We start from the raw sequence: 15961 nt of genomic DNA, 5'->3' as shown, positions 1-15961 counted from the left end.
GGAATGCGAGCCGTCGGGACTGAAGCCCCTTTCGCATTTGCCGGGCCATCATCGCCGGCCGCTTCGGGAACATGGCGCGCTGCAGCCGCATCGCGCCGATTTCTTGCGCAACCCCCGGCCCAGCGCATAGACTGCACCGGCAACGCGGGCGTAGCTCAATGGTAGAGCTGTAGCTTCCCAAGCTACTGACGTGGGTTCGATTCCCATCGCCCGCTCCATCCCGTCGCATGCGCTTTAAGTTCCGCTGCTTCGCAGTTAGTGCCACGACGTGGCTTTCCATTAGGCATCGTTCGGACGCATCGGGGTCAGCGTAAGCCGCGGCGTTGATCCACCGTGGCTTCCGAGGACGACGTCGCGTTCTATGCGAGCAGCCGTCCAGCGCCCGCTCGCGGATGTACGAAACTCCGCATGGGCCAAAGGAGCGCTGGCGGCCAGGCTGATGCCGGCGCTGAAAATCATGCCCATGATGGTGGACATTCCGTTGCGCTCGAAACCGCGTGTTATCCCCAGCTTATGGATCCAAGCTCGCTGCGTGATGAAAGACGTGGGGTTTGGGTTTTGAATGTGCTTGAATTCGGTTCGTTCAAGTCAGCAAATGGTGCGTATGGAAGCGTGGTCCGCGAAGTATCTGCGATACATCCATCTGTCGCTGGCTGATGCCGCTCGTCTTACGCCTTCACTGGCAGGCGATAGCGTTGTGGAGGTCACGCGCGACGAGCTGGAGCGAGGCGTGGTCGGCGAGCATGCAAGAACGCAGTTGTTCGCATGGGCGAAGAGGTCTCTAGCGCGCGGGTCCGGGAGCAAGCAGGACGAGGAGCGGTTGTGGCCGATTGATGTGGTCATCATGCCGGATGTCTACGGATTGCGCCCCGAGCGCGGAAAGCCCACGAGGCGACTGCCTGAGAAGGTCGTGCCGCTGATGCTGTTCGCCAAGCTGGGCAAGGACGGAAGTCTGATGCCCGAGGATGCGGGCGATCGTCAGGCGATCCTGCCGCGCGACCTGCTTGAGCCCAATCGCCTTGACGTCAGCATTGGAAGCGCTGAAGACGCGGATGTCGTCTACGCGAAGCAGAAGGGTCGTGCAGAGAGTTGGTCGGAATTGATGCGCAGGGGCATCGGGATTCTCGAGCAAGTCTGTGGCAGGCCGCACGAGGAGTTCGGGATCGAAGGCTATGAGCGGCTCGATGCGGGTTACATCCTCGTGTCGGGTATTTCCTCATCGACGCATTCAATCCTGAGACTCGTCGACCTGCTGCGCGCAAAGAGCCAGCCTGACACGCCACTATTCGAAGCCTTGCTTGCCGAGGCCGATAGCTGGGATCTGCTTGATGCGCAACGGCAGCTCGATCTATCCATGGGCCATTTGGGGCAGATGGAGTGCGACTACGGCCTTTCGGTCTCCCAGCGAGAGGCACTGGCGCATCACCTTGATGGTCAGGCCTGTCCTGCCGTCATGGCGGTGGATGGACCTCCAGGTACCGGAAAAACCACGCTACTGCTGAGTGTGATCGCCACGTCATGGGTAAAACATGCGCTGGAGGATGGCGAGCCTCCGATCATCGTCGCGGCATCCACCAACAACCAGGCGGTGACGAATATCCTGCGCGCTTTTGCAGAAGTAAAAGAAGCCGAAGGGTCGTGGTCTGGGCGATGGTTGTCAGGTATGCAGAGCTATGGCTTGTACCTGCCTGCCAAAACACGAAAAAAGGAGATCTTCGGTTTCCCCGTGCATGAGATGCGGGGAATGGGAGGGGATGCCATATTCGATGCGCAGCGATTCGAGAACAAGGTCGCGCTCGATGAGGCCCGAGGAGAATTCCTGACTCGCTTCAAGCAAGCATTCGAGACTGACAGCAACGTCGACCTGGCCCAGGCGGTGAGATTCTTGCACGCGCGCCTCGGGGAAGAAGTCCTGGGTACGAGGGAGGCGATCGATGCCCTCAAAACGCTCGTTGTGCTTATCGGCAGCGGGGAGGTGTCGGATGCTGCGGTCGGCAGGTATCGGGAAGAACTTGGCGAGGCCCGAACCAGGTGCGCATGCGATGTGGAAACTATAGAGCGCCGGCTTCAAGCGAAACAGTGGCTTCGTGCCAACTGGATGTCGCATGTAAGTTCGGAGCCTTGGTGGCTATCCCTGCTGGCGGCGGTCGGTCTGGTAAGTCCGCGGATTCGTCGTGATCGAGCTTTCTGTGCCGAAGCGGTTCTATCTCACCCTCAGTTCTTTGAGGAGAGCTTGATCGAATCGGCGCAACGCTTGGACATTGACCGGGCGATGCGGACTCTGGTCAGCGCGGAGCAGGAAGCACTCGTACAGGCGGGGTGGCGCGCTCAAGAGACCGAGAAGAAAATCGACCAACTTCAAAATGCATTGGATGCCCTGCAGACGTTGCTGGGCGGTAAGGCTCTCAATGTCGAATCGGTACAGCAGGCGCTGGACGTAGGGCATCGCTACACTGCTTTCAAACTGGCGACGCATTACTGGGAAGCGCGCTACCTGCTCCAGTTGCAGGAGCATTTTCGCAACAAGGACGCGATGCAGGACAGCAAGTCGCCGACCCGTCTGCTGGGACAGTACCGCAGGCTCGCCAAGCTTCACCCGTGTTTTGTGGCTACCCTGTACACGCTGCCGGATAAGTTCATCGCTTATCCCAGTCCAACAGAGTCGGTCGCCCTTTTCAATGAGATCGACTTGTTGATTGTCGATGAAGCGGGGCAGGTTCCGCCCGAAATCGGTGCGCCGAGCTTCGCTCTGGCTAAGCACGGGCTGGTGGTGGGGGACGTAGACCAGATCGAGCCAATCTGGTCGATCCCGGGGCACGTCGACGCCGCCAATGCCCTGCATAGCGGGCTAGTGGATGGAGAAAAGCAGTTGCAAGGCTTCCGCGAATCGGGCATTGCTGCATCCAATGGAAGCCTGATGCGCATGGCGCAGCGGGCAACTCCCTACGCCAAGTACCCGGAGCGGGGACGTGGTTTGTTCCTGTCCGAGCATCGCAGGTGCTGGCCGGAAATCATCCGCATGTGCAATGTGCTCGTCTACGGCGGGAGATTGCAGCCCTGTCGGAAAGATAACGGAGAGCGGAAGATCGTTCCTTCCGTCGGCTATGTCCATATCCCTGGCAATGACCGGTCCAGAGGCGGCAGCCGTGACAACCCTGCCGAGGCCACCGCCATCGCCCGATGGCTTGCATTGCGGAGGGGAGAGATCGAGGCAGCATATCCTGGCGAAAGCATAGGTCGGCTGGTCGCCGTAGTCACTCCTTTTGCTGCGCAGAGCCGACGGGTGAGGTCCTCGCTGGACGACGCGCTCGGCGCAGGTCATAGCATCACCGTCGGCACTGTGCACGCACTGCAGGGTGCCGAGAGACGTGTGGTGATCTTTTCACCGACATACGGCCTCGCAGCTGAGCCGGGCAATACTTTCCTGGATCGCAATCGATCGATGTTGAACGTGGCGATATCCAGGGCGAAAGACGCATTCCTGATCTTCGGCAATATGCACCTGTTTCAGCCTGTCGGCCAGCACCCTTGCGCGGTGATTGGCCGGATGCTGTTCAATGATGGTGCTAATGAGATATCCGGCGTGGATCCCGTTCTGCTGGTGCCGGGGCCGGATATTGGTCCTGGGCGTCTGATTGCTAGCCTAGAAGATCACCGCGCCGTCTTGAGGGATGCGCTGGAGACGGCGAAGCGGCATGTGGTGATCGTGTCGCCGTTCCTGACCGAAGCAGCTATCGCTGCCGATGCCATCGAGACCGGGATTCGTGCGGCGGTAAGGCGCGGGGTAAAGGTTCGGATCATCTCCGATCCCCATTTGAACAAGGATAAGGTTGCCTTCGAGCGCTGCATCTTACGTTTGGAAGATGCAGGGGCTCAGGTACGTCTGGCTACTACGAAGGGCGTGCATAGCAAGATGCTGCTGGTCGATCGATCGTGGCTGGTGGTCGGCTCTTTCAACTGGTTGTCCGCGGTTCGACGCGCGGAGAGTCAAATGGTTCGTTACGAGTCCTCACTGCGTTACGACGGCAACGAGGCCTTCGAAATGGTCTCCAGATCGCTACGTGATCTTGCGGACGTCTTAGCGGTACAGTGATTGGCTGGCCAGGCGATGCCAGGTATCGGCACGCTGGAAGGCGCATATTTCGGTCGGCAAAAAGCGAGCGGGCCGACACCGGCGTCACATGAGGCATCTGCCGAGATGCGCCCCATGTACGCCATCCATCGCTTGCATCCGCTGCTTATCCCCGCGTGCGCCCGCCTGCGAGTGTAGGAGGATTGGAGGTCCATTGCCGGTGCCCGCCGCAGCCTTTGTCAAACCCGCTTCATCGACCAGCGCTAGGCTGGCAAACGCCTGAGCGTTCGCTCGTTGCCGGTGTTGCTTCTCGTGGTCGATCACAGCCGTCGTCGTTTTCTCACCCGCACGTCCATGGTCCTCGGGGCCGGCGCGGCCATGCCGCTGTTGCCGGGCGTCATCCGCAGTGCGCTGGCGGTGCCGCCGGCGCGGGTCACCGGCACGCTGCAGGACGTGCAGCATGTGGTGATCCTGATGCAGGAGAACCGCTCCTTCGATCATTACTTCGGCTGCCTGCGCGGGGTGCGCGGCTATGGCGATCCGCGGCCGCTGCGGCTGCCCAGCGGCAAGCCGGTCTGGTACCAGCCCGAGCGCAAGGGCAGCGACCGCTATGTATTGCCGTTCCGGCTCAACAGCCAGACCAGCAGCGCGCAGTGGATGAAGGATCTCAACCACGACTGGAAGGGCTCGCACGAGACCTGGAAGCACCACGATGCCTGGATCGCGCAGAAGAGCGCGATGAGCATGGGCCACTTCCAACGCGAGGACCTGCCGTTCTACTACGCGCTGGCCGATGCCTTCACCCTTTGCGACGGCTACCACGCCTCGCTGTTCGGCCCGACCAATCCCAATCGCATGTACATGTTCACCGGCACCAGCGGCCTGAGCGTCGGCAACGACGGCGAGCAGGCGGTGAACAACCGCGACGACGGCAACTGGACCGCGGACATGGCGCGCGACAATCCGCGCTTTCCCGGCTACACCTGGAGCACCTACTCCGAGCGCCTGCAGCAGGCCGGCATTAGTTGGCAGGTCTATCAGGAGTTCGACAACTACGGCGACAACAGCCATCCGTACTTCGCCAACTTTCGCAAGCTGGACCGCGCGTCGCCGTTGTACCGCCGCGGCCGCGCCATCGTGCCTGGCTCCACCGCCGACAACGCCAAGGCCTCGCGCGGCGAACACCTGGTGGCCGCGTTCGAGCGCGACGTGCGCGCCGGCACGCTGCCGCAGGTGTCGTGGATCGTCGCGCCGTACCTGCTCAGTGAGCATCCCGAGGCCACCCCGGCCTATGGCGAATCCTTGAGCGCGCGGCTGCTGGAGGTGCTGGCCGCTTCGCCGGAGGTCTGGTCGAAGACGGTGTTCCTGATCAACTACGACGAGAACGACGGCTTCTTCGACCACGTGCCGCCGGCGTTGCCGGCGATCCGGCCGGAGCTGGGCGCCAGCAACGTGGATCTGCATGGCGAGGACTATCACGGCGTGCCGGTCGGGCTGGGGCCGCGGGTGCCGATGCTGGTGGTGTCGCCGTGGAGCCGCGGCGGCTGGGTGAACTCGCAGGTGTTCGACCACACCTCGGTGCTGCGCTTCCTGGAGCAGCGTTTCGGCGTGATGGAGCCGAACATCAATCCCTGGCGCCGCGCGGTTGCCGGCGATCTGACCTCCACGCTGGACTTCGTCGGCCACGATCCGGCGCCGGTGGCCTTGCCGGACACCCGCGACTACATCGCGCGCATCGATGCCACCGCGACGCTGCCGCCGCCACAGCGCCCTGCCCAGCAGGCGCTGCCGGTGCAGGAACCCGGGCAGCGCCCGGCACGCGCGCTGCCCTACGATTTCGATGTGCGGCTAGAGGTGCAGGCGGATGCGCGCGTGTTGCGCATGCGCAACCGCGGCACGGCCGGCGTTGCGCTCAATGCCTATGCCGACGAGGGTGTGGCCGGGCCCTGGTTCTACACGCTGGCCGCCGGCAGCGAGCTGCAGGATGCGCGCCCCTGGCGCGGCGCTGCCGCCGATGCCGGCTACGCGCTTCGCGTGCATGGCCCCAACGGTTTCCTGCGCGAGTTCCATGGCGACGGGATCGGCGATGCCGGGCTGCAGGCGGAGGCCGACTACGATGCTGCCGCGCAATGCTTGCTGCTGACGCTGGTCAATGCCGGTGAGCAGCCCTGCGCGCTGCGCGTGCGCGACGGGTATCGCGGCGATGGTGGCGAGCAGGCGATCACGCTGGCTGCCGGTGATCGCACCGTCCTGCGTCTGCCGTTGCAGGCGCAGCACCACTGGTATGACCTGACCATCGACAGCGCGACTTTGCCGCAGTGGCGGCGGCGCCTGGCCGGGCACATCGAGACCGGCCGGCCGAGCATGAGCGATCCGGCGATCGGCCGCGCGGTCGACGCGTAGTGGCTGCAATGGCGCTCCGATGCGTGGCCAGTTTCTGGCTGAGCACGGACACTGCTTGAGCAGGTCCCATAGGTAATGTGGCCGCTGTAGAAGTCACTGTGATCCGGGTTCACTAAGCGAGGCCATTGGCGCTTTGACCCTGCTGCAGTCGGGATTGAAGTCCCTCCCGCAAGGAGGATGGGTTTCGACGTCGCCGCCAGCGGCTGCGCATGACACCTCGCGATGCGCCGGCGGTGGCGGCAGATCCAGTCGCGATCCTTTCGAGCGCATGCGACTCTGAAACGATGGCCAATGCTGCATGGCCATCCCCGCGCCTGTATGTTCGCCCAAAACGCAAACGCCGCCGCTGCAAGAGCAGCGGCGGCGCGTGATGCCTTCCCTGGCAGTGTCGCGTCGGCTCAGAACTTGCCGCTGAAGGTGACGAAGAACTGGCGCGGCGCACCGGCCATCAGCGTCTGGTTGTAGCCGTTGGGGTCGGAGACGACGTAGCCGTTGGTGCCGACGGTGGCGAAGTAGCGCTTGTCGAACAGGTTGGTGACGTTCGCGCTCAGGCCCAGGTTCTGGAACATGCCGACCTGGCCGAAGTCGTAGCCGGCGCTGAGGTCGAAGCGCCAGTAGCTGGGCACCGACGAGTCGTTGAGGTAGCTGATGTAGCGGCGGCCGGTGTACTTGCCGTCCAGCGATGCGTGCCAGCCGGCGTTTTCGTAGGCCAGGCTGCTGGAGAACATCCACTCGGGGATGCCGACCACGCGCTTGCCGGAGGTCGCCACCACGCCGCCGTTGAGGTAGTCGTCCTGGTAGGTCGAGTCGTCGTAGGACAGCGAGTTCAGCCAGCGCAGCTGTTCGATCGGACGCCAGATCACCGCCAGGTCGGCGCCCTGGCTGCGCACCGAGCCGACGTTGTTGAGGGTGGCCGAGCAGGTCTGGATCGCGCTGCACGGCGAGGTCACCAGCAGGCGGTCGTCGAAGGTGGTGTGGTACAGCGCCAGCGACGCTTCCACGCCGGCGCCGCGCACGCGGTAACCCAGTTCGTAGGTCTGGGCCGTCTCCGGCTCCAGCGAGCCCTTGATCGCATTGAACGCGGCCTGCGATTCCTGGAACGGGGTGAAGCCGAAGCCGGCCATGTTCTTGTTGTAGGAGGCGTAGACCTCCTGGTGATCGTCGATCTTGTAGTTGATGCCGACCTGCGGCAGCAGGTCCGAGTCGGCCTTGATCTCGCCGGCGGCATTGGACGCGGACGGCACCTGCGACTGCGCGGTGGTGTCGACGATCAACTTCTTGGCGCCGAAGTTCAGGGTCAGGCGCTCGTCCATCAGGCGCAGCGTGTCCTGCGCGTAGACCATGGTCGTGTCGGTATCGTAGTGCTGGGCGAAGCCGCGCGCGAACAGGGTGCCGTTCTTGTTGAAGTAGTACAGATCGGTGAACGGGCCGTCGAGCAGGAAGTAGTTGCGCTCCTGCACGGTCTTGGCGTTCTGGTACCAGCCGCCGATCTCGATCTCGTTGCCTGCCACGGTGAAGTTCAGCGAGCCGGTGACGCCATGGCGGTTGAGGCGGTAGTCGGTGGTGCGCATCGACAGCGGCACGCTGGGCGAGGACGCGACGTACGGCGTGGTCCACTGGCCTTCGCCGTTGTTGTCGTGGTAGTAGCCGGTCAGGTTCAGCGTGGCGCTGCCGCCGAGGTTGAACGTGCCGCTGAGCGCGGCCAAGTTGTCGCGGCGCAGGCCGGCGCCGGAGTAGTAGGACGCGTCGGCCTTGTCGTAGTCGGCCGGCAGGCCGTTGAGGCTGGCCGGGTAGCTGCCCTTGCCGTTGAGCGCGTTGGCGATCTGCACCGCGCTGTTCCAGTCCGGCATCAGGTAGTCCCAATCCCAGCCGAGGACCCGCTGCGAGGTCAGCGACAGGTCCATGATGTCGTATTCCTTGCGGTGCGAGCTGTCCAGGTACAGGCTGACCCGGTTGCCATCGCCCCACTGGTATAGCGCCTTGGCGTTGGCCTGGTTGTACTCGTTGTTGCCGTAGCCCTTCCACTTGTCCATTTCGCCGTGCACCAGCGAGGTGTACAGCGAGAAGCCGTGGATGTCGCCGGTGTCGCCGCGCAGGTAGGTGCGGCGGGTGCTGTCGGAGCCGAGGGTCTGGCTGAAGCGGAAGCCGGCGTCGGCATCCGGATCGGCGGAGTAGTAGCGCACGGTGCCGCCGAGGTTGCTGCTCGACGGCGTGCCCAGGCCGCCGGCGCCCTGCGCCAGCTCCACCGAGGCCACGTTCTCGGAAATGATCGCGCGGGTCACCTGCAGGCCATCGGTGACGCCGTAGCTCATGTTGCCCAGCGGCACGCCGTCCAGGGTGAAGCCGAGGCGGCTCTGGTCGAACCCGTGCAGGCTGATCGCGGTGGACCATTCGTAGGCGCCGAACGGGTCGGCCGACTGGAACTGCACGCCGGGCAGCTTGTCCAGGACCTTCAGCGCGCTGGTGCCGGGGGCGGCGATTCCGATGTCCTCACGGGTGATGCGCTGCACCTGGCGGGTGGTGCCGCTGGACACGACGGTGATCGCGTCGAGCATGGTGGCATCGTTGCCGCTCGCACTGGCCGCCGCATCGGCGGTTGCGGTGGCGGCGGCCGGCGCGGTCTCGGCCAGCGCGGCGAAGGCCGGCAGGGCGGACACGATGGCGAGCACCAGCGCGTGCGGGCGCAAGGATCTGGAAGTGGGGGTCATCGAAAGTCACCAATCAAGAGGGGGAGACGTTCCGGTCCTGCCGCGCGGGGCGCGGGCAGCCGGCACCGGGCCGGTACGCGGCCCGCCCGCCACGATGCAACGGTTTTGTGAACGTTTCGGGGCGGTCCGATGTCGGCTGTGGGACAGCACGCGGAACGTGGGTGATGGCGATCACCGCCGATCCCGGCCTTGCTGCGCTGGCGGCGGCGACGCGCGGCATCGCGGCGCCGGTGGCGCGACGTATGATGCCGGGCCAGTCACCGCCGCCGCCTTCGATGAAGCTCGCCATCCTGTCCCGCAATACCAAGCTGTACTCGACCCGGCGCCTGGTCGAGGCCGGCCGCGAACGCGGGCACACGGTGCGCGTGCTCGACCCGCTGCGCTGCTACATGCGCATCGCCGCCGGCGCTTTCACCATGCATTACAAGGGCAAGCCGATCACCGGCTACGACGCGGTGATCCCGCGCATCGGCAACTCGGTGACCCGCTACGGCACCGCGGTGCTGCGGCAATTGGAGATGATGGGCGTCTGCACGCCCAACCCGTCCGACGCGATCCTGCGCGCCCGCGACAAGCTGCGCGCGCACCAACTGCTGGCGGCCAAGGGCATCGACATGCCGATGACCGTGTTCGGCGACAACCCGGACGACACCGGCGATCTGCTGTCCATGCTCGGCCCGCCGCCGCACGTGGTGAAGTTGAACGAGGGCACCCAGGGCACCGGGGTGATCCTGACCGAGAAGGCCAGCGCCTCGCGCGGCGTGGTCGAGGCGCTGCGCGGGCTGTATGCCAATTTCCTGGTGCAGGAGTTCATCGGCGAGGCCGAGGGCGCCGACCTGCGCTGCTTCGTGGTCGGCAACCAGGTGGTGGCGGCGATGCGCCGCACCGCGCCGGAGGGCGACTTCCGCTCCAACCTGCATCTGGGCGGCACCGCCGAGAAGACCGCGGCCAGCCGTGGCGAGCAGGAGGTCGCAGTACGCTCGGCCAAGGCGCTGGGCCTGGGCGTGGCCGGCGTCGATCTGATTCGCTCCAAGCGCGGGCCGCTGGTGCTGGAGGTCAACTCCACCCCGGGCCTGGAAGGCATCGAGACGGTCTGCGGACTGGATATCGCCGGCAAGGTCATCGAGCACCTCGAAGCTTGCCTGAAACGAAAGAAATCAGGGGCTTAGTCGCATTACTGGCCGTGCGTTCTGGCTTAACACCGGTTTAATTCCGCCCTGCGTAAGCTTCCTCGGACCGCAGCTCTGCCCTCCTCAGCAGGAACGGTAATCGGGATAGAAAAACTTTCGGCCCAGGCAGCCCCGCTGCCTGGGTCTTTTTCTTGGGCGATTTGTTGGCGATCGCAGCCCCCGGCCGACGCCGGGGTCGCGCTTGCGGGCATGTTTGCGCGGCGGCTACATTGCGAAGGAATGGGGGGGCTGCGGAATGCAGGAAGCCCTGATCGGTCATTGCGCCAAGGTGAGGCGCCCATGAACGTGAAGAAAGTGTTCGCACGGCAACTCAGTACAATTCGGCAGCGATCTGAGTCGGGTGAACGTGTTCAAGAAGGAAGCGAGCCTGACTTGGCGCAGGCGTTGCCGAAGAACGAATGGCAGGCCGCGCCGTTTGCGAGCGCCGTAGCTCGCGAGCGGATCGGCTGGAGCGAGAACTGATCGAGGCGACGCGCTGTCAAAGGCAGCGAATCGTCAGGTGGATCGCGAGGGCGAAAGTTCGCCTGGGCATTCATCGGAACGCATTGCAAATACCATGGCGGCGTGCCGCCGTGGACGACGAGGAGGCGCGGCATCCGCGGCGCACTCTACTGATACGTAGTACGACTGACGGGGTACATGTTGGTGCGAATTCTAGTGATCGAAGACAACAGCGACATCGCTGCCAATCTCGGCGACTACCTCGAGGATCGCGGTCATACCGTCGATTTCGCCGCCGATGGCGTCACCGGTCTGCACCTGGCGGTGGTGCATGAGTTCGATGCGATCGTGCTCGATCTCAATCTGCCCGGCATGGACGGCATCGAGGTCTGCCGCAAGCTGCGCAACGAAGCGCGCAAGCAGACGCCGGTACTGATGCTCACGGCGCGCGATTCGTTGGACAACAAGCTCGCCGGCTTCGACTCCGGCGCCGACGACTACCTGATCAAGCCGTTCGCGCTGCAGGAAGTGGAAGTGCGGCTCAACGCGCTGTCGCGCCGCGGCAAGGGCGTGCACACCCGGGTGCTGGAGACCGGCGATCTGGAATACAACCTGGATACGCTGGAAGTGCGTCGCCAGGGCAAGCTGCTGCAGCTCAATCCCACCGCGCTGAAGATCCTGCAGGCGCTGATGGAAGCCTCGCCGGCGGTGGTGACCCGGCAGGAACTGGAAACCCGCGTCTGGGGCGAGGAACTGCCCGATTCCGATTCCCTGCGCGTGCATATCCATGGCCTGCGCGCGGTGGTGGACAAGCCCTTCGACGTGCCGATGATCCAGACCCGCCACGGCATCGGCTACCGCATCGCCGCCCCCGATGCCTGAAGCGCCTGCGTTGCCGCGTGTGGTGCGGCGGCGCGGACGCTACCGCCGCCGCCTCCGCAGCCGCATCATCCTCTCGTTCGTGCTGTTGGGCTTCGGCCTGACCGCACTGTTCGCGTTCGCCACCAACTGGGCGCGTGCACGCGTGGAGAACCAGCTGGTCGAGGTGGTGCTGAACCGCAACATCGACGAATACTCGCACCGGTTCTTCTCCGATCCGTCGAAGAACCCGGACCTGCCGGTGCAGCAGATGGTCGGCCGGGTGGTCAAGAGCGACCGCTTCGAGGCGCTGCGGCGGGAGCAGCCGGAGTGGTACAACTTCTCCGACGGCATCCACAACGTGTCCGGTCGCGACGAAACCGGCAAGCCGTTCTCCTACAAGGTGGCGGTGCGCAAGACCCCGAACGTCTGGTTCTTCCTCGCCTATGACATGACCCAGACCATGCAGGGCGAGGTGCAGCTCAAGCGCACCCTGATCCTGTCGGTGCTGGTGTTCAGCGCGTTGTCGCTGGTGATCGGCTGGTGGTCGGCGTCGCGGGTGATGCGGCCGGTGTCGGACCTGGCCGCACGCCTGCGCGCCTATCGCGGCAGCAGCGACCCCAAGCCGCTGGCGCCGCACTTCCCCGACGACGAGGTCGGCCAGCTGGCCGAGGCGCTGGACGACTATTCGGCGCGCCTGACCGAAGTGGTGCAGCGCGACCGCGAGTTCAATGCCGACGTCAGCCATGAACTGCGCACGCCGCTGGCAGTGATCCGCGGCGCCACCGAGCTGCTGCTGACCCGGCCCAATCTCGACGAGAAAGTGCTGCAGCGCCTGCAGCGCATCCAGCGCGCCGAACAGCAGTGCAGCGACTTGATCGGGTCGCTGCTGCTGCTGTCGCGCAACGAGCGCGGGCAGGGACACAGCAACGTCGCCAAGGTGGCCGAGCAGTTGATCGAGTCGCATCGCGCGCAACTGGGCGGCAAGCCGCTGCAGTTGCTGCTGGAAGGCGAGCGCAACCTCACCATCGATGCACCGGAAGCGGCGCTGTCGGTGGCGCTGGGCAATCTGATCGGCAATGCCGTCAAGTACACCCAGGAAGGGCAGGTGGTGGTGCGCGTGCTGAGCGACGCGGTGCAGGTGATCGATTCCGGCCCGGGTCTGAGCGAGGAGGACGCGGCCAAGCTGTTCCAGCGCGGCTACCGCGGCACCCACGCCGGCCATTCGCAGGGCGGCGGCATCGGCCTATCGATCGTCAGTCGCCTCTGCGATCTCTATGGTTGGCAGGTCAACGTGCGTCCGGGCGCCACCAAGGGCGTGGTGGCGACACTGTGGTTCAAGCCGGCCTGAGGCTGACGACGAGGCTTCGTCCATCGCGTAGGAGCGGCTTCAGCCGCGACCGGGCGTTCCCCCGGTAAGGATTGATCGCGGCTGATCCCAGTGGGAACAAGGGCGACTACCTACAAAGACGCTGACGCCTTGGCCGCAGCCAGCGCACGGTACTGCTCGTCCAGCTTCTCCACCGCTTCCTGCAGTGCCGTTGCGGCGCCGTCGTTGACCAGCAAGTCGTCGGCAATGGCCAGACGCGCGACGCGGGTGGCCTGGGCCGCCAGCATGCGCTGCGCCAGGTCGGCGGTGATGCCGTCGCGTTGCATCAGGCGTGCGTGCTGCAGCGCCTCCGGGGCGTCGATCACCAGGATCCGGTCGAGCCAGGGATAGACGGTGCGTGCACCGACCTCGGTCAACAAGGGGATGGCCGCGATCGCGTATGGTCCGGCGGCCGCGCGACACTGTTCCTGCAGCAACCGGCGAATGGCCGGATGGGTGATCGCTTCCAGGTCGCGGCGTGCCGTTGCGTCCTCGAAGATCCGCTGGCGCAAGGCGGCGCGGTCGAGTTGCCCATCGTCCTGCAGGATCTGCGGCCCGAACCGGGCCACGATCTGTGCCAGGGCCGGGTGGCCGGGCGCGACCACCGCACGCGCGGCGAGGTCGGCATCGGCGACGGCGATGCCCTTGGCCTCGAAGCGGCGGCTCAGTTCGCTCTTGCCGGAGGCCACGCCTCCGGTCAAGCCGACGACGAAATCAGTCAAGCCTTGGGCTCCGTCAGCGCAGTCCCGACCAGCGCATGTAGGTCTCCACGATCTCCGTGCCCCAGAAGAAGGTGATCCAGCCGGCGATCGCCAGATAGGGGCCAAACGGGATCGGCGTGGCGCGGTCGCGGCCCTTGGCCGCCAGCCACAGCGAACCCAGGATCGCACCGACCAGGGAGGAGATCAGGATGGTCGGCAGGATGCCCTTCAAGCCGCACCAGGCGCCGATCGCGGCCAGCAGCTTGAAATCGCCATGGCCCATGCCTTCCTTGCCGGTGATCTGCTTGAACAGCCACCACACCGACCACAGCGAGAAGTAGCCGACCGCAGCGCCGAGCAGGGCGGGCTTGGCCGGCATGTACAGGTTATCCATGCTGCCGATCAGGCCGAGCCACATCAGCGGCAGGGTCAACTGGTCCGGCAGCAGGCGGGTGCGCAGGTCGATGCCGGACAATGCCACCAGGAAACAACTGAACACGATCGCGCCGAAGCCCTGCCAGCCGAAGCCGAAGCGCCACACGCTGGCGACCACCAGCAGGCTGGTGAGCAGTTCCACCAGCGGGTACTGCGGCGAGATCGGCGCATGGCAGTAGCGGCACTTGCCGCGCAGCGCCAGCCAGCTGAACAGCGGGATGTTTTCGAACCAGGCCAGCTTGTGCTTGCAGTGCGGGCAGTGCGACGGCTCCACCACGATGCCGGGCGGCGGCGGATCGTAGATGTCCGGCAGCTCCAGGATCTCGCGCGAATCGCGCTTCCACTGCCATTCCATGCGCCTGGGCATGCGCAGGATGACCACGTTGAGGAAGCTGCCCACCAGCAGGCCGAGCCCGGCCGCGGCCGGGAAGCCGAGGCCGGGGTGTTGATCGAGAAATGCCATTAATGCTTATCCAACGACGGAGGCCAGCTTGAAGATCGGCAGGTACATGCCGATGACCATGCCGCCGACGATGGTGCCGATGAACACCATGATCAGCGGTTCCAGCAAGCTGCTTAATGCATCGACCGCGTTGTTGACTTCCTGCTCGAAGTACTCGGCCACCTTGAACAGCATTGCATCCAGCGCGCCGGCCTCTTCGCCGATCGCGGTCATCTGGATGACCATGTGCGGAAACAGATTGGTCTGCTTCATCGCCACATTGACCGGGTAACCGACCGCAACGTCGTCGCGCATGCGCAACACCGATTTTTCATAGACGCTGTTGCCGGTGGCACCGGCAACGATGTCCAGCGCCTCCACCAGTGGCACGCCGGCGCGGAAGGTCACGGCCAGCGTTCGGGAAAAACGGGCCACCGAGCTGTTGTGCATGATCTGACCGATGATCGGCACCTTCAGGATCAGCCGATCCATGCCGTGTTGCATGGACGGAGATCGCTTGTAGGCAAAGATGAAGCCAACGATGCTGCCGATCAACAACAACAGCAGCATCCACCAGTACGCCACCATGAAGCGAGATGCGGCCACGATCATCTGGGTGAAGGCGGGCAGCTCTGCGCCGAAGCTTTTGAATACGTCCTCGAACTGCGGCACTACCCAGACCAGGAGAATGGAGCTGACTATCAGTGCGACCGCCATCACTGTCGCGGGATAGAACAAGGCCTTTTTGATCTTGCCCTTGAGCGCCTCGATGTTTTCCTTGTAGGTTGCTACAGTTTCCAGAACGGTTTCGAGTACGCCGGCGCCTTCGCCCGCTTTGACCAAGTTGCGGTACAGTTCATCGAACTGCACCGGGTGCTTGCTGATCGCCTCGTACAGGGATGAGCCGCCCTCGATATCGGTGCGGATCTGATCCACCATCTTCTTCATGCGCGGGTTCTTGTGTCCGCTGGCGATGATCTCCAACGAACCCACGATCGGGACGCCGGACTTCATCATGGTCGCCATCTGGCGGCTGAAAAAGGCGATGTCCTTGGGGGTAACTTTGCTTCCAGCCGCCCCGAACAATGGCTTCGGCTTGGGTTTGACCACTGACGGGGTGATGCCCTGGCGGCGCAACTCGGCACGCAGCAGGTTGGCATTTTTGGCGACTTGCTCGCCCTTCATCTTGACGCCGCGTTTGTCTGTTCCTTCCCAGACAAAGGGCACCTGCTGGCTGGTACTGCGCGAGACCGGCTCTTTCTTGACTGCGCTGCGAGTTGCGGACATCAGGTCGTCTCCCCCGTCCGGCCATCCCCGGGCGGACATGCCAAGCATGGTATCG

Annotated in this window: 11 protein-coding genes and 1 tRNA gene; 7 read left to right on the top strand and 5 right to left on the bottom strand. The window is 64.4% G+C overall.

Going from position 1 to position 15961, the window contains the following annotated elements; all coding sequences use genetic code 11:
* The first annotated feature begins 144 nt into the window (after positions 1–144).
* A tRNA-Gly gene (locus SLW55_RS07870) sits at positions 145–218 on the top strand.
* Positions 219–279: 61 nt separating this feature from the next.
* On the opposite strand, the gene SLW55_RS07865 is transcribed toward SLW55_RS07870, so the two are convergent.
* Positions 280–477, bottom strand: coding sequence for a hypothetical protein (locus SLW55_RS07865; protein ID WP_267099905.1), 198 nt, complete (start codon positions 475–477; stop codon positions 280–282).
* 127 nt (positions 478–604) lie between these two features.
* Between SLW55_RS07865 and SLW55_RS07860 the strand changes: the two genes are divergently transcribed.
* On the top strand, positions 605–4093 hold the full coding sequence (locus SLW55_RS07860; protein WP_320744919.1) for an AAA domain-containing protein: 3489 nt from the start codon (positions 605–607) through the stop codon (positions 4091–4093).
* A gap of 333 nt (positions 4094–4426) precedes the next feature.
* Positions 4427–6475, top strand: a complete 2049-nt coding sequence (locus tag SLW55_RS07855; protein WP_267099903.1) for a phospholipase C, phosphocholine-specific — start codon at positions 4427–4429, stop codon at positions 6473–6475.
* Between the two features lie 398 nt (positions 6476–6873).
* Here the strand turns inward: SLW55_RS07855 and SLW55_RS07850 are convergent, their stop codons facing one another.
* Positions 6874–9183 carry a TonB-dependent receptor gene (locus SLW55_RS07850; protein ID WP_026143299.1) on the bottom strand — a complete coding sequence of 770 codons (2310 nt, stop codon included), beginning with the start codon at positions 9181–9183 and terminating at the stop codon, positions 6874–6876.
* Between the two features lie 275 nt (positions 9184–9458).
* Here SLW55_RS07850 and rimK point away from each other — a divergent pair, with 275 nt between their 5' ends.
* From rimK to SLW55_RS07830, 4 genes are all read left to right on the top strand, one after another.
* The gene (gene rimK, locus SLW55_RS07845; protein ID WP_026143298.1) at positions 9459–10352 is read left to right on the top strand and encodes a 30S ribosomal protein S6--L-glutamate ligase; all 894 of its coding nucleotides are present in this window, start codon (positions 9459–9461) and stop codon (positions 10350–10352) included.
* Positions 10353–10652: 300 nt separating this feature from the next.
* A complete protein-coding gene (locus SLW55_RS07840) occupies positions 10653–10835 on the top strand; it encodes a hypothetical protein (protein ID WP_267099902.1) in 183 nt (60 codons plus the stop codon).
* A gap of 183 nt (positions 10836–11018) precedes the next feature.
* On the top strand, positions 11019–11696 hold the full coding sequence (locus SLW55_RS07835) for a response regulator transcription factor (RefSeq protein ID WP_145703507.1): 678 nt from the start codon (positions 11019–11021) through the stop codon (positions 11694–11696).
* Positions 11689–13023, top strand: a complete 1335-nt coding sequence (locus tag SLW55_RS07830) for a HAMP domain-containing sensor histidine kinase (RefSeq protein ID WP_148828478.1) — start codon at positions 11689–11691, stop codon at positions 13021–13023. Before SLW55_RS07835 ends, SLW55_RS07830 begins: the two co-directional genes overlap by 8 nt.
* Positions 13024–13133: 110 nt before the next feature.
* On the opposite strand, the gene coaE is transcribed toward SLW55_RS07830, so the two are convergent.
* The 3 genes from coaE to SLW55_RS07815 are packed head-to-tail and all read right to left on the bottom strand — an operon-like array spanning position 13134 to position 15906.
* Complete coding sequence (coaE, locus tag SLW55_RS07825; RefSeq protein WP_320744918.1) at positions 13134–13763, bottom strand: dephospho-CoA kinase; 630 nt, start codon at positions 13761–13763, stop codon at positions 13134–13136.
* Between the two features lie 13 nt (positions 13764–13776).
* Positions 13777–14640 (bottom strand): A24 family peptidase, encoded by an 864-nt coding sequence (locus tag SLW55_RS07820; protein ID WP_017910397.1) that lies wholly within the window; start codon positions 14638–14640, stop codon positions 13777–13779.
* Positions 14641–14646: 6 nt separating this feature from the next.
* Complete coding sequence (locus tag SLW55_RS07815) at positions 14647–15906, bottom strand: type II secretion system F family protein (protein WP_267099968.1); 1260 nt, start codon at positions 15904–15906, stop codon at positions 14647–14649.
* Positions 15907–15961 lie beyond the last annotated feature (55 nt).

It is taken from the genome of Xanthomonas sp. LF06-19, assembly GCF_034105425.1.
GTDB classification, from domain to species: Bacteria; Pseudomonadota; Gammaproteobacteria; order Xanthomonadales; family Xanthomonadaceae; genus Xanthomonas_A; species Xanthomonas_A sontii.
The sequence above is the reverse complement of the archived record's forward strand: the minus strand, read 5'-3'. Positions and strand labels throughout refer to the sequence as shown.

Excerpts from the sequence above, each read along its gene's own strand:
- SLW55_RS07865 (WP_267099905.1), bottom strand. The coding sequence starts at position 477 with ATGTCCACCATCATGGGCATGATTTTCAGCGCCGGCATCAGCCTGGCC.
- SLW55_RS07860 (WP_320744919.1), top strand. The coding sequence starts at position 605 with ATGGAAGCGTGGTCCGCGAAGTATCTGCGATACATCCATCTGTCGCTG.
- SLW55_RS07855 (WP_267099903.1), top strand. The coding sequence starts at position 4,427 with ATGGTCCTCGGGGCCGGCGCGGCCATGCCGCTGTTGCCGGGCGTCATC.
- SLW55_RS07850 (WP_026143299.1), bottom strand. The coding sequence starts at position 9,183 with ATGACCCCCACTTCCAGATCCTTGCGCCCGCACGCGCTGGTGCTCGCC.
- rimK (WP_026143298.1), top strand. The coding sequence starts at position 9,459 with ATGAAGCTCGCCATCCTGTCCCGCAATACCAAGCTGTACTCGACCCGG.
- SLW55_RS07840 (WP_267099902.1), top strand. The coding sequence starts at position 10,653 with ATGAACGTGAAGAAAGTGTTCGCACGGCAACTCAGTACAATTCGGCAG.
- SLW55_RS07830 (WP_148828478.1), top strand. The coding sequence starts at position 11,689 with ATGCCTGAAGCGCCTGCGTTGCCGCGTGTGGTGCGGCGGCGCGGACGC.
- SLW55_RS07820 (WP_017910397.1), bottom strand. The coding sequence starts at position 14,640 with ATGGCATTTCTCGATCAACACCCCGGCCTCGGCTTCCCGGCCGCGGCC.
- SLW55_RS07815 (WP_267099968.1), bottom strand. The coding sequence starts at position 15,906 with ATGTCCGCAACTCGCAGCGCAGTCAAGAAAGAGCCGGTCTCGCGCAGT.